At 61.9% G+C, this 13,848-nt stretch carries 8 protein-coding genes and 3 pseudogenes; 5 read left to right on the top strand and 6 right to left on the bottom strand.

Features of this window, described 5'->3' with window-relative positions; all coding sequences use genetic code 11:
• Positions 1-364: 364 nt before the first annotated feature.
• Entirely contained in the window at positions 365-1,567 is a 1,203-nt protein-coding gene (locus SHTP_RS05675; RefSeq protein WP_420872945.1) for an ISAs1-like element IS2404/ISMul1 family transposase, read from the bottom strand.
• A gap of 250 nt (positions 1,568-1,817) precedes the next feature.
• On the opposite strand from SHTP_RS05675, the pseudogene SHTP_RS05670 reads away from it, so the two are divergent.
• Positions 1,818-3,245 (top strand): annotated as a pseudogene (locus SHTP_RS05670) (PPE family protein); the annotation flags it as partial.
• Between the two features lie 11 nt (positions 3,246-3,256).
• On the opposite strand, the gene SHTP_RS05665 reads toward SHTP_RS05670, so the two are convergent.
• Complete coding sequence (locus SHTP_RS05665) at positions 3,257-4,459, bottom strand: ISAs1-like element IS2404/ISMul1 family transposase (RefSeq protein ID WP_420872944.1); 1,203 nt, start codon at positions 4,457-4,459, stop codon at positions 3,257-3,259.
• A 147-nt stretch (positions 4,460-4,606) separates the two neighbouring features.
• On the opposite strand from SHTP_RS05665, the pseudogene SHTP_RS30285 reads away from it, so the two are divergent.
• Together SHTP_RS30285 and SHTP_RS05660 are read left to right on the top strand one after the other, a co-directional pair.
• Positions 4,607-4,750, top strand: a pseudogene (locus SHTP_RS30285) (pentapeptide repeat-containing protein); the annotation flags it as partial.
• Positions 4,751-4,993: 243 nt separating this feature from the next.
• On the top strand, positions 4,994-6,511 hold the full coding sequence (locus SHTP_RS05660; protein WP_231991791.1) for a beta strand repeat-containing protein: 1,518 nt from the start codon (positions 4,994-4,996) through the stop codon (positions 6,509-6,511).
• 65 nt (positions 6,512-6,576) lie between these two features.
• Here SHTP_RS05660 and SHTP_RS05655 read toward each other — a convergent pair whose 3' ends face one another.
• Positions 6,577-6,894 (bottom strand): hypothetical protein, encoded by a 318-nt coding sequence (locus tag SHTP_RS05655; RefSeq protein WP_231991296.1) that lies wholly within the window; start codon positions 6,892-6,894, stop codon positions 6,577-6,579.
• A 160-nt stretch (positions 6,895-7,054) separates the two neighbouring features.
• Here SHTP_RS05655 and SHTP_RS05650 point away from each other — a divergent pair.
• Positions 7,055-7,834 (top strand): annotated as a pseudogene (locus SHTP_RS05650) (ISAs1-like element IS2404/ISMul1 family transposase); the annotation flags it as partial.
• Here the strand turns inward: SHTP_RS05650 and SHTP_RS28550 are convergent.
• The 3 genes from SHTP_RS28550 to SHTP_RS05630 all read right to left on the bottom strand — a co-directional run bounded on the left by SHTP_RS28550 (position 7,831) and on the right by SHTP_RS05630 (position 11,753).
• Positions 7,831-8,364, bottom strand: coding sequence for a PE family protein (locus tag SHTP_RS28550; protein WP_265338864.1), 534 nt, complete (start codon positions 8,362-8,364; stop codon positions 7,831-7,833). The pseudogene SHTP_RS05650 and the gene SHTP_RS28550 overlap by 4 nt on opposite strands.
• A gap of 464 nt (positions 8,365-8,828) precedes the next feature.
• Entirely contained in the window at positions 8,829-10,277 is a 1,449-nt protein-coding gene (locus SHTP_RS05640; protein ID WP_096372337.1) for an aldehyde dehydrogenase family protein, read from the bottom strand.
• A gap of 633 nt (positions 10,278-10,910) precedes the next feature.
• Positions 10,911-11,753, bottom strand: a complete 843-nt coding sequence (locus SHTP_RS05630; RefSeq protein WP_157756272.1) for an IS110 family transposase — start codon at positions 11,751-11,753, stop codon at positions 10,911-10,913.
• 700 nt (positions 11,754-12,453) lie between these two features.
• Between SHTP_RS05630 and SHTP_RS05625 the strand changes: the two genes are divergently transcribed.
• Positions 12,454-13,656, top strand: coding sequence for an ISAs1-like element IS2404/ISMul1 family transposase (locus SHTP_RS05625; RefSeq protein ID WP_420872940.1), 1,203 nt, complete (start codon positions 12,454-12,456; stop codon positions 13,654-13,656).
• Positions 13,657-13,848 lie beyond the last annotated feature (192 nt).

The raw sequence follows: 13,848 nt of genomic DNA, 5'->3' as shown, positions 1-13,848 counted from the left end.
TTCCAATTCCAGTATTTGCCACCGAGAGATCCGCCCGCCTACTCGGCACCACACCGGGCGCGCCGGACTTACGCGCAACGACGCCATTACCCCTGCCCAGACTGCGTGCGGGATCTCCGCACACCCCATCGAAGGCCTCGAACATAAAGCGAGAATAGAACTCTAGTTTATTAGTTTATCGAAACTAGAATTACTTTCCATTAATTGCACCCCTCACTTACACAGTAAGAAATCGGCGAAAAGCCAAAAATCACGACGGACTTCGTATTACGTTGCCAATACCGCGTGGCTTACACACGGGGCTACGAGCACAGCGCTATTGGCAGAAGGCACGCCGGATAGCCCAGGGCTCCGGCGTTGTTGATTAGCAGGCTTGTGGGCTGGGGAATTGTGGATTGAGGAGGTCTAGGCGGCGGTTGGCGGTCAAAGCGGTGATCCGGCAGGCTTCGGCGATGTTGTCGGCGCCGTTGAGGCGGTGCAGATTGATCGCGGTGTTGCGTAGCGTTGCTAGGACCTGTGCGCCGTTTCCGGTATGTGCCCTTTGACGGTCTTCGTCGAAGGTGACGTCGCGTATCCAGTGCAGGCTGTTCTCGATTCCCCAGTGTTGACGCATCCAGGTCATGATCGCGGTAGGGCGGGCGTGCTCGAACGGCAGGCTGCAGATGGCATAGACCACCTCCACGCTGCGCTGGTCGGTGGCGGTGATCAAGCGTTCACGAGTGATCCGGATGATTTGTTTTGCGTAGGGGAAGCCGATTCCTCGTGCAGCGGTGATGATTTGCAGGGTGCGGGTCTCGACACGGCCGTGGCCGCGGGAGTCGTCGGTAGCGGCTGCGGGCACCTCGGCCCAGGGCAGCGCGGTGATACGCGCAAGTATTTTGGCTTGGTTGGACTTGACGATCATCAGGTAGTGCGACTTCAAGGTGGCGCAGATCAACTTCGCGGTGACGACCTGGGTATGCATCGCATCCACGGTGACCAGCCACCGCAAGCTACCCGGCAGCAGCGTGAGCAGGGCACGTACGCAGGGAATTTCATTGCTTTTCTCGGCGACAGCGAGTTGACCGAGCACCAATCGGGCACGGTGGGCGAACACCGACACGAGATGCGTGGCTGTCGCTTTGGCGCGTAAAGCACCACGCAGCATCTTGCCGTCCAACGCGATCGGCACCAATCCACTGGGGTCGCTGCTGGCCACGTGTGCAGTGAAGTAACTGCCCATCCTGGCGTTGAGGTCGGCGGGGTCTAGCCGAGACAAAACAGCGCGGAAGGTCTTCTCACTGGGCCGCCGGAACCGGACCCCTAATTGGGCCAACACATCATCGGGAGCGGTGGCCGCCCATGTGGCAAAACCAGCATAGCCGCGCATCCCCGCGGCAGTGGCCAGAACCGCGATCGCCAACAAAGCCATCAGCGAATACCTCCGACCGCGTGGGTCCCTCGGGTCTGGCACCGAGGCCAACACATCGAGAAACTCCGATCCGATGAGCTCGCTGCGCTCACCAGGACTCCAGCGGTCGAACACCTCTGGAACCGACGACACAGGCAATACTGAAACGGTAGGCACGGGCAACTCCAGACCAACGACGAACAGTAACCAACTCGATCGTTCTCCAGATAGCCCGTGCCTACACTCCGGCCCCAATAGCGCGGCACCAAAGATCATCAACCCAGCTCACAAGCCTGCTAATCAACAACGCCGGAGCCCTGCCGGATAGCCGCATTCCGGGCTGTGGACGGTTGGGGAGACGCAGGGCCGGCCGCTGCTGGTTTCCGTTGCCGACGTCGGCCTGGATCAACACCGAAGGGGTGTCGTGATGAACTTTATGATGTTGCCGCCCGAGATCAATTCGGCACGAATATTCGCCGGCGCCGGGGTCGGCCCAACACTGGCCGCCGCGGCGGCGTGGGACGCGCTGGCCGCCGACCTGGCTTCAGCAGCCCAGTCATTCTCCGCGATCACCGTGGGACTCGTGGGCGAGGCGTGGCAGGGCGCAGCGGCGACGGCGATGGCCGCTGCGGCCAGACCTTATGCGAGCTGGCTGGGTACCGCAGCGGCGCGCGCCGCGGTGACGGCCGCCCAGGCTAACGCGGCCGCTGCCGTCTTTGAAGCGGCGCAAGCGGCGACGGCACATCCCGAGCTAGTGGCGGCCAACCGCAATCAGTTGGTCTCGCTGGTCGTGTCAAACCTGTTCGGCCAGAACGCCCCTGCCATCGCCTCGACCGAGGCCGCATACGATCAGCTGTGGGCCCAGGACGTGGCAGCGATGGCGGGCTATCACAGTGGAGCCTCAGCGGTGGCCGCGCAGCTGGCACCGTGGCAGCAGGCGTTGCGCACCCTGCAGAACCGGGTGGCCGGGGCCACGACGGCACTGCCTCCGCCCGGGCCCGCGGCCGCCGCAGCGCTGCCCGGCGCGGCCGCGGTTGGGTTCCCGGTTCTGCACATCGGCAACATCGGTTTCGCGAACCTAAGTGTCGGCAACATCGGCGACTACAACCTGGGCAGCGGCAACACCGGATCGTTCAACCTGGGCAGCGGAAATATCGGCGACGCCAGCCTGGGCAGCGGAAATGCGGGCAACGCGAACCTGGGCAGCGGGAACCAGGGCTTCTTCAACCTCGGCAGCGGCAACACCGGCAACATCAACTTCGGCAGCGGAAACCGCTTGGGCAGCCTCGACTTTGGCTTCGGCAATGCAGTGGGCGACGCGAACTTCGGCTGGGGCAACGCCGGTAGTTCAAACCTGGACCTCGGAAACTTCGGCTCCCTCAACTGGGGTAGCGGGAACAACGGCAGCACGAACTTCGGCAGCGGCAACACTGGCTCACTAAACCTGGGCAGCGGAAACGCGGGCGACTCCAATGTGGGCTTCGGCAACTTCGGCAGCAACAACGTTGGACTCGGCAATAACGGGAACAACAACATCGGCATCGGCCTCAACGGCGATGATCTGATCGGCATCGGCGCACTCAACTCGGGTGCCGGGAACCTCGGTTTTGGAAACTCCGGCACCAACAACATTGGCTTCTTCAACTCCGGCGACAACAACATCGGATTTTTCAACTCCGGAAGCGGAAATTTTGGGTTCGAGAACGCTGGCGATATCAATACCGGCTTCTGGAACGGGCGCGATACCAACACCGGTTTCGGGAACTCCGGCCTGAGCAACTTTGGTTTCGGCAATTCTGGCGTCAACAGCGTGGGCGCCGGAAACGGCGGCTCTTCGAATGTGGGCCAGGGCTCCGGCGTTGTTGATTAGCAGGCTTGTGAGCTGGGGAATTGTGGATTGAGGAGGTCTAGGCGGCGGTTGGCGGTCAAAGCGGTGATCCGGCAGGCTTCGGCGATGTTGTCGGCGCCGTTGAGGCGGTGCAGATTGATCGCGGTGTTGCGTAGCCTTGCTAGGACCTGTGCGCCGTTTCCGGTATGTGCCCTTTGACGGTCTTCGTCGAAGGTGACGTCGCGTATCCAGTGCAGGCTGTTCTCGATTCCCCAGTGTTGACGCATCCAGGTCATGATCGCGGTAGGGCGGGCGTGCTCGAACGGCAGGCCGCAGATGGCATAGACCACCTCCACGCTGCGCTGGTCGGTGGCGGTGATCAAGCGTTCACGAGTGATCCGGATGATTTGTTTTGCGTAGGGGAAGCCGATTCCTCGTGCAGCGGTGATGATTTGCAGGGTGCGGGTCTCGACACGGCCGTGGCCGCGGGAGTCGTCGGTAGCGGCTGCGGGCACCTCGGCCCAGGGCGGCGCGGTGATACGCGCAAGTATTTTGGCTTGGTTGGACTTGACGATCATCAGGTAGTGCGACTTCAAGGTGGCGCAGATCAACTTCGCGGTGACGACCTGGGTATGCATCGCATCCACGGTGACCAGCCACCGCAAGCTACCCGGCAGCAGCGTGAGCAGGGCACGTACGCAGGGAATTTCATTGCTTTTCTCGGCGACAGCGAGTTGACCGAGCACCAATCGGGCACGGTGGGCGAACACCGACACGAGATGCGTGGCTGTCGCTTTGGCGCGTAAAGCACCACGCAGCATCTTGCCGTCCAACGCGATCGGCACCAATCCACTGGGGTCGCTGTTGGCCACGTGTGCAGTGAAGTAACTGCCCATCCTGGCGTTGAGGTCGGCGGGGTCTAGCCGAGACAAAACAGCGCGGAAGGTCTTCTCACTGGGCCGCCGGAACCGGACCCCTAATTGGGCCAACACATCATCGGGAGCGGTGGCCGCCCATGTGGCAAAACCAGCATAGCCGCGCATCCCCGCGGCAGTGGCCAGAACCGCGATCGCCAACAAAGCCATCAGCGAATACCTCCGACCGCGTGGGCCCCTCGGGTCTGGCACCGAGGCCAACACATCGAGAAACTCCGATCCGATGAGCTCGCTGCGCTCACCAGGACTCCAGCGGTCGAACACCTCTGGAACCGACGACACAGGCAATACTGAAACGATAGGCACGGGCAACTCCAGACCAACGACGAACAGTAACCAACTCGATCGTTCTCCAGATAGCCCGTGCCTACACTCCGGCCCCAATAGCGCGGCACCAAAGATCATCAACCCAGCTCACAAGCCTGCTAATCAACAACGCCGGAGCCCTGGAATGTGGGCCTCGGGAACGCGGGCCTGCTCAATACGGGAAGTTTCAATTCGGGCAACTTCAATACTGGCGACTTCAATTCCGGCAGCATGAATACCGGATACTTTAAGTCGAGCGGCCACAACACCGGACTGGGCAACTCGGGTTTCACCAATACGGGTTTCTTCAACTCTGGTGACCTCAATACAGGAATGGGAAGTCCGGCGGACCAGTCCGTAGCGAACTCGGGATTCCGGAATGCCGGTTCCGGAAATTCGGGCTTCAATAATGCCGGCAGCTTCAGTTCCGGGTTCTTCAACAGCACCAACAGCAATTCCGGATTCCTGAACGCGGGCGGGACCGTTAACTCCGGTATCAACAATTCAGGCAATACCAACGCGGGCATCGGCAACTTGGGCGACGACAACTTCGGTCTGTTCAACAACGGGACATTCAACACCGGAGCGGGGAACTCCAGCGGCGGCGCCGTGTTCCCCTACACCTCGGGACTGTTCAACTCCGGCAACGGCAGCTCGGGTGTATTCAACGCCGGCGACGAGCAGTCCGGCTTCTTCGGCACCTCTGGTCTTGTGCTCACCGGCACGGACGGCCTGGCCGCCGCGACGACGTCAGAGTTGCCCGCATTAGACCTACCGGCTCCCAACTTGGGCATCGGCAATGCCGGCGTGGGCAACCTCGTTTTGGGCAACATCGGCGATTACAACCTGGGCAGTGGCAACACCGGCGACGCCAACTTCGGATTCGGCAATATCGGACAGGCCAACCTGGGCAGCGGCAACGCCGGAAACACGAACCTGGGCAGCGGAAACACCGGCTCCACCAACTTCGGTAGCCGCAACATCGGAGCACTCAACCTGGGCAGCGGAAACCACGGTGACGCAAACCTCGGGTTCGGAAACTTAGGGAACGGCAACATCGGCAGCTGGAACCACGGTGCCGGCAACTTCGGCAGCGGAAACACCGGAAGCAGAAACCTGGGCAGCGGAAACGCCGGCTCCACCAACTTCGGTAGCGGCAACCACGGCAACTCAAATGTCGGGTTGGGCAATTTCGGCAACAACAATCTTGGCCTGGGCAACAACGGCAGCAACAACATCGGCTTCGCGCTCACCGGCGACAACCTGGTCGGCATCGGCGCGCTGAACTGGGGTGCCGGAAACCTCGGTTTCGGCAATACCGGTGACAACAACATCGGGTTGTTCAACTCGGGCGACAACAATGTTGGCTTCTTCAACTCCGGCGACGCTAACTTCGGCCTGGCGAACTCCGGTGACACCAACACCGGTTTGTGGAACGCCGGATCCACGAATACCGGCTTTGGCAATGCCGGCAGCGCCGACTTCGGCTTTGGCAACGCCGGCGACCGCAACATGGGCTTCGGAAACGCGGGCGCGGCAAACATGCGCGCCGGAAACTCCGGCTCCTACAACACCGGCAGCTTCAACTCAGGCACCCTGAACACCGGCGACTTCAACGGGGGCGACCACAACACCGGGTGGGGCAACTCCGGCAACACCAACACCGACGGGATCAACTCGGGCGACCTCAACACGGGGTTCGGCAGCTCGGCCGACCAGGCCGTCACAAACTCCGGTTTCGGAAACAACGGAAGCGGCAATTCAGGATTCAACAACACCGGCGACACGAACTCCGGTTTCCACAACGCCAACACGAGCGCGCTGTTCAGAGGTCACTCGGGTCTGCTCAACGCTGGCGGCAGCCAAAGCGTGGGAATCAACAACACCGACAGCTTCAACACCGGCCTGTTCAACACCGGTTTCCGGACCGCGGGCATCGCCAACTCGGCCACAAACGGCCTCCTTACCGCGACTTCGGGCGTGGCCAACTCGGGCAACAACAGCTCCGGAGGATTCAATGCCAACCCCGACCAATCGGGGTTCTTCAACTAGCCCCCCGGGCCGCGCGCCGCCGCTACGCCACGGCAACCCTGCGATGGTGCGGGATCTCCCGCGGGTCAGGGAAGCGGATGTGGTGTGCCGAACAGGATCGTGTCGAGTGCGTACGAGATGACTATCAACTGGAATCCGCCGGCAAGTGTGATCAGTCCCGTGCTGGCGGCGATCGGATTGCCGATCGCGTTGATCAGTCCCTCTATGGGCTGGCCGTTGATTGCCTGGATCACTCCGTCCAGGAACAGGTTGAGGTTGTAGCTGGGCAGAGTGAATACAAGCTCACTGGCGATATCCGTGGTCGGCAGCAATGTCGCGTAGGCCGTCGAGAGCGTCTTGACGAAGCCACGCGAGATCGAGCTATTCGCCGCCTGCACCGCCAAGATGAAGTCCTCGATTGATGAGGCCGGAGATGTCGAAGGCGGCAACGCCGGCGTACCTGCCCATGGCGGATTCGCCGTCAATGTGTGCGCTATGTCCGATAGCGGAATGCTGGGCGGCCCCTGGGCTTGGAGCGCAGCGCCCGAGTTGACGATTCCCTGCTTGCGTGGTGCTTTACGCGCCAAAGCGACAGCCACGCATCTCGTGTCGGTGTTCGCCCACCGTGCCCGATTGGTGCTCGGTCAACTCGCTGTCGCCGAGAAAAGCAATGAAATTCCCTGCGTACGTGCCCTGCTCACGCTGCTGCCGGGTAGCTTGCGGTGGCTGGTCACCGTGGATGCGATGCATACCCAGGTCGTCACCGCGAAGTTGATCTGCGCCACCTTGAAGTCGCACTACCTGATGATCGTCAAGTCCAACCAAGCCAAAATACTTGCGCGTATCACCGCGCTGCCCTGGGCCGAGGTGCCCGCAGCCGCTACCGACGACTCCCGCGGCCACGGCCGTGTCGAGACCCGCACCCTGCAAATCATCACCGCTGCACGAGGAATCGGCTTCCCCTACGCAAAACAAATCATCCGGATCACTCGTGAACGCTTGATCACCGCCACCGACCAGCGCAGCGTGGAGGTGGTCTATGCCATCTGCAGCCTGCCGTTCGAGCACGCCCGCCCTACCGCGATCATGACCTGGATGCGTCAACACTGGGGAATCGAGAACAGCCTGCACTGGATACGCGACGTCACCTTCGACGAAGACCGTCAAAGGGCACATACCGGAAACGGCGCACAGGTCCTAGCAACGCTACGCAACACCGCGATCAATCTGCACCGCCTCAACGGCGCCGACAACATCGCCGAAGCCTGCCGGATCACCGCTTTGACCGCCAACCGCCGCCTAGACCTCCTCAATCCACAATTCCCCAGCTCACAAGCCTGCTAATCAACAACGCCGGAGCCCTGGGTGTAGACGTCGCTGATGTAGCTTGCCGAAGGTGTCGGCACACCACTTTCACTCAGGATCAACGCGGCCTCAACGGGTTTCAGAGGAGCCCCTGACAGCAACGCCGTCGCTGATGCCGCCACACTTTCCGGGCCGCTGAGCACCGGCGCGAACAGGTTCGCGACTGGTTCGGTGAGCCCCGCAAGCGCCTTCACGGCCGCCGCCTCGGCGCGCACATACGAGTCGCTGGCCGCGAACAACGTCTGCGCAAACGCATCGTGAAACGCCGCCGCTTGCCGGCTGCCCGCCTGGTACCCCTGGGCGTAGTTGTCGAACAGCGTCGCTATGGCCTCAGACACCTCGTCGGCGGCCGCCGCAGCCAGGCCGGTTGTTGGCCCTGCCACCGCCAGATCAGCTTGATTGATCGCCAAACCTATTTCAGCCACTTCCGTAGCCGTTGCGGTCATCGCCTGTGGGCTCGCGAGCAGATCGATCACTGCCAATCCTTCCGTAACTCTGGAACTGGGCATAGCACGCCGGACACGGTCACAAGCTGAGCAGCGCTGCGGATCTCAACTTCTTCCGGCGCCACGAGACCACGAACGCCCCGCCCCGCATGCAGGTCCGCATACGTGGTTACGTCCTTGGCCAAAAGCCTGACTCGCAGTCGAACATCAATATTCAAGAGTTCTCGTTGTGGGTACTGATCCGTCTTCCGCCGGTGTCCCTCCCCGGCCGATGTCAGGGTTTGGTTGTCGTTCTCGCGTCGACAACCGGACCGACCCGATCGACGTCCATCGCCGTCAGTCGGTTCGTCCTTTCCGTGGTCATGGCGGGGCACCGTGCATCGATTAAACAGCCAAGCCCTCTATGAATTCTCAACACTGCTTGAATTGGCCTAGATGCCGCGGCTATTGGCGCGAGACCGGCCACCCGTGGCCTGGAGAGCTGCCGGCCGATGCGATCCTCTAGAACGGACCGCAATCGCTCCTCCCTATCCGGCCGGGTAGCCCAGCGATTTGATCTGGGTGTACTGGTCGAATCCAGCGACACCGTTTTGACGACCCACGCCACTGTCTTTGTATCCGCCGAACGGTGTATCGGCCCCGTAGGGGGCGCCACCGTTGACGCCGATGAAGCCGGCCCGCAGCCGCCGGGCTACCGCCAGCGAATGCTCCAACGAACCCGACATCACGTTGCCGGCCAATCCGTACACGCTGTCGTTGGCGATCCGGATCGCGTCCTCTTCGGTGTCGAACGGGATCACCGACAGCACCGGGCCGAAGATCTCCTCCTGGGCGATGGTCATAGAGTTGTCGACGTCGACGAAAAGCGTTGGCCTCACATAAAATCCCCGGTCGAATCCGGTCGGGGCATCCGGCCCGCCGACCAGGCAGGTGGCTCCTTCCTCGACACCTTTGTTGAGGTATCCAAGCACGCGTTTGCGTTGCTTGTCCGAGATCACCGGGCCGCACAGCGTGGCGGGGTCCTGCGGATCTCCCGGCATAACGTTGTCGTAGATGCTCTTGAGGATCGCCACCCCCTCGTCGTAGCGCGATCGCGGCAGCAGCATCCGGGTCGGGTTGGCACAGCCCTGCCCGGCGTGCATGCAGGGTGCGATACCGATCGCGCATGCCAAGCCGAATTCGGCGTCTTCCAAAACGATGGTGGCCGACTTACCGCCCAGCTCCAAGAACAGCCGCTTCATGGTGGCCGCGCCCTTTTCCATGATCCGTTTCCCGACGCCGGTCGAGCCGGTGAACGAGATCAGGTCCACCTTGGGCGAGAGGGTGAGCTCCTTCCCCACCAGGTGGTCCGAGGCGGTAACCACGCTGACGACTCCCGGTGGTATGTCGGTCTTCTCGGCGATCAGTCGGCCCAGGCGGGTCGCGTTGAACGGGGTGTCGGGCGCCGGTTTGAGTACCACGGTGTTACCGGTGCCCAGCGCCTGGCCGAGTTTGTTGATGGTGACCTCGAACGGGAAATTCCACGGCACAATCGCACCGACCACCCCGACCGGCTCCCGCCAGACTTTGCGGGTGGTCATTTGGCCCGTGATACTGACCAGCACGTCACCCAGGTCGGTTTCCCACGGGTATTCGTCGATCAGCTTGACGGGATAGCGCAGCGCGTCGGCTAGCGGCGCATCCAGCTGAGGTCCGAAGGTAATCGCGCGAGGCGCCCCGGCCTCGAGGATGAGTTCTTCACGTAGCTCTTCCCGTTCGGCCTCGATGTCCTCCTGGAGTTGTTCGAAACAGCGCTTGCGCAACGCACGGTTGGTTGACCAGTCGGTCTCATCGAACGCCCGCCGGGCGGCATCGATGGCCCGGTGCATATCGGTCTTCGACGCGTCGGCGACTTCCCCTAGCGGCTCCTCGGTGGCCGGGTTGATGGTGGTGAAGGTGCCGGCCTGGCCATCGACGAGCTTGCCGTCGATCATCATCTTGGACTCGAACCGAACTTCGACAGCCTCGGTGGTGTCAGCCATGTTTGTCGCTCTCTATAGGTGGGGCGCTCCGCGAAGCGCCGGGAGGCGGGATGCTCAGCGATAGCCTCGCCACCCTATAGAAAGCCTTACCGCAAAGCAGCCGGTTGGCAACCACGAACATGCGGGCGTCCGGGCCTACCGCGTGTCCCGCAGACCGGCATCGATGAAACCGGACCGCTATTTCTCCAGATCAAATCCCCGTGACGGCCGGGCATACTCGCAGCCTACGAGCCGCGATAGCCGAGGCCAGCAGGCCCAAGCGCGTCAGACGATCCGAACTCAATGGGGTCGCCAATCAATTGGTCGCTCGTCGTCGTTTCCAGCCCGACGTCCTGATTGACCAAATATCTGTTCCGAGGTAAGCATCCAGTCCGGGCGTATTCAATGCACGGCCAGAAACGGCGGAGCTACTGGGGACTCCGTTGGGGAAACCGCGATCGAGACCGGCCCAGTCCACGTTCGGCCGGCTACCCATCGGGACTTCTCCGTGGCCGCCGACAGAAACGAAGAAGCGGCCATATCGGAGCGAAGTTCATTGCTCGGGAACGGCATCTGCTGGGACACCTGCACAACAAGGCGTCCTGGCAGTCAGCCAAACTGGGCGCTGGCCTGCTCGATGAGTCGATCAACGGTGATGCACGCGGCTTCTAGCTGCGCCAATTGCCCTGCCAGGCGAATTCCCATCGCCGTCTCGGCATGGGTCGGCTGCTGTGGGTAGGTTGCGGTGAAGACCTGCCGCAGCCGCTCTGCGTCGCGGTCGACATGACGTTGACGGCCGGCATTGCGGAGCAGGTGGCGCAGCCTGCTAGTTGTCAGCGCGGCGGCCCGGTTCGGGTTCGGTGCGACGGATAGGAGCATGCGAGCATCGCGACGGACCAGCCCGCCTTGGAGGGGGTCAGCGAAGGCGGCGATGGCGGCTGGGTAGAAGTCCATGAGCAGGTCGACGATCCGATTCTCAAGCTGCTGACGCAGCCATACCGCGTTTTGTAGGTCTCGAGCCAGCGCTCCAAGAGCATCAGGCGGCCCGGTATAAGGCGGTAGCGGCCGGAGGGCGGCCTGGTTGGTGCGCACAATGTTCGCGAGCAGCACCGGGCCGCTGTTGGCGGATTTGGCTGCCGACACTGCGTGACTTGTGTGATATCGCGCGGACGCCAGCGCATCGATGGAGTAGATGGGACGGCCGGCGGAGCGCAGAGCTCTCACCCATAACCTGCGGTCGACTTCGGCCGCTAGGGGTATCGGATGGTGTGGACTGTCACCGGCTCGAGCTAGCAGCGTCAACAAATGGGTGAGTCCCGCAGGGTCGCTCTGAACCCGTTTCCGCAGCACTATTCGTCCAACGTCATCGACCGCCCCAACGTCGTGAACTTCCGCGCCCCAAACGATTCCACAATACAAGTGCGCGCTATCATATGAACGAATTTCAGGCACAGGGAAATCCTTTATGACTATGCATTCCAGTTCAGCGACTGGACGAGCTGAATAGTCAGGGTTGGCATCGTGTTGGCCAGTGCGTTCTTCATCATGAGTGTGCCATAGCCGGCCAGGACCGAGCCGTTCTTGACCGTGCGCTTCCGGCGGTGGCCGTGGTCACGGGAATAGGTGCACGAGCATGGTTAAACATGTCTTACGCTCGACGTCGGCGCCAAAGGCGAAACGTTGCAGCCCTATCAACAGATAGCCCTTCGCAAGTTGTTTGCGAGGTGTTTCGAGGGCTGTCGTAAGGCCCTGATCACCCCAATCGGCGGGTATGGATATCCCTGCGCCACGCTGGGACGGCTCCCTCGGAATGGCCGCCCGCTGGCGAATCGACCGCTGATTGAGAATTGCGACATTGATCGTTGGTTAAAGTTCCGGTCGAACGCAAGGGGCGCGTTCGACATTCGAATCTTATTGATTGCTCCTTTTGCGGAGACCAAGCGACGGAGCAAAGTCATTGGCTGATTCCCGGCGAGACCAGCGCCATCAGCCTGGGGCGGACCATAGTTCAGGGCTCCGGCGTTGTTGATTAGCAGGCTTGTGAGCTGGGTTGATGATCTTTGGTGCCGGGCTATTGGGGCCGGAGTGTAGGCACGGGCTATCTGGAGAACGATCGAGTTGGTTACTGTTCGTCGTTGGTCTGGAGTTGCCCGTGCCTACCGTTTCAGTATTGCCTGTGTCGTCGGTTCCAGAGGTGTTCGACCGCTGGAGTCCTGGTGAGCGCAGCGGGCTCATCGGATCGGAGTTTCTCGATGTGTTGGCCTCGGTGCCAGACCCGAGGGACCCACGCGGTCGGAGGTATTCGCTGATGGCTTTGTTGGCGATCGCGGTTCTGGCCACTGCCGCGGGGATGCGCGGCTATGCTGGTTTTGCCACATGGGCGGCCACCGCTCCCGATGATGTGTTGGCCCAATTAGGGGTCCGGTTCCGGCGGCCCAGTGAGAAGACCTTCCGCGCTGTTTTGTCTCGGCTAGACCCCGCCGACCTCAACGCCAGGATGGGCAGTTACTTCACTGCACACGTGGCCAGCAGCGACCCCAGTGGATTGGTGCCGATCGCGTTGGACGGCAAGATGCTGCGTGGTGCTTTACGCGCCAAAGCGACAGCCACGCATCTCGTGTCGGTGTTCGCCCACCGTGCCCGATTGGTGCTCGGTCAACTCGCTGTCGCCGAGAAAAGCAATGAAATTCCCTGCGTACGTGCCCTGCTCACGCTGCTGCCGGGTAGCTTGCGGTGGCTGGTCACCGTGGATGCGATGCATACCCAGGTCGTCACCGCGAAGTTGATCTGCGCCACCTTGAAGTCGCACTACCTGATGATCGTCAAGTCCAACCAAGCCAAAATACTTGCGCGTATCACCGCGCTGCCCTGGGCCGAGGTGCCCGCAGCCGCTACCGACGACTCCCGCGGCCACGGCCGTGTCGAGACCCGCACCCTGCAAATCATCACCGCTGCACGAGGAATCGGCTTCCCCTACGCAAAACAAATCATCCGGATCACTCGTGAACGCTTGATCACCGCCACCGACCAGCGCAGCGTGGAGGTGGTCTATGCCATCTGCAGCCTGCCGTTCGAGCACGCCCGCCCTACCGCGATCATGACCTGGATGCGTCAACACTGGGGAATCGAGAACAGCCTGCACTGGATACGCGACGTCACCTTCGACGAAGACCGTCAAAGGGCACATACCGGAAACGGCGCACAGGTCCTAGCAACGCTACGCAACACCGCGATCAATCTGCACCGCCTCAACGGCGCCGACAACATCGCCGAAGCCTGCCGGATCACCGCTTTGACCGCCAACCGCCGCCTAGACCTCCTCAATCCACAATTCCCCAGCTCACAAGCCTGCTAATCAACAACGCCGGAGCCCTGGGACCATAGTGGATCACACCTCGGCCGCATGGTGCGGCGTCACCATGACACCGGCCGGCACCCGCCACAAGACCTACGCCGATCACTGCATGCCCGCCCCGTGATCGCCCGCAGACTCAGCCCCGACTGGCGCAGATCGGCCATCTCGATCCGCTCGTCCCGAGACAGGTAT

Source organism: Mycobacterium ulcerans subsp. shinshuense (assembly GCF_002355775.1).
GTDB classification, from domain to species: Bacteria; Actinomycetota; Actinomycetes; order Mycobacteriales; family Mycobacteriaceae; genus Mycobacterium; species Mycobacterium marinum.
The sequence above is the reverse complement of the archived record's forward strand: the minus strand, read 5'-3'. Positions and strand labels throughout refer to the sequence as shown.

What these genes read in the sequence shown, in the direction of transcription:
- SHTP_RS05640 (WP_096372337.1), bottom strand. Translation starts at nt 10,277, where the DNA reads ATGATGATCGACGGCAAGCTCGTCGATGGCCAGGCCGGCACCTTCACC.
- SHTP_RS28550 (WP_265338864.1), bottom strand. Translation starts at nt 8,364, where the DNA reads ATGCCCAGTTCCAGAGTTACGGAAGGATTGGCAGTGATCGATCTGCTC.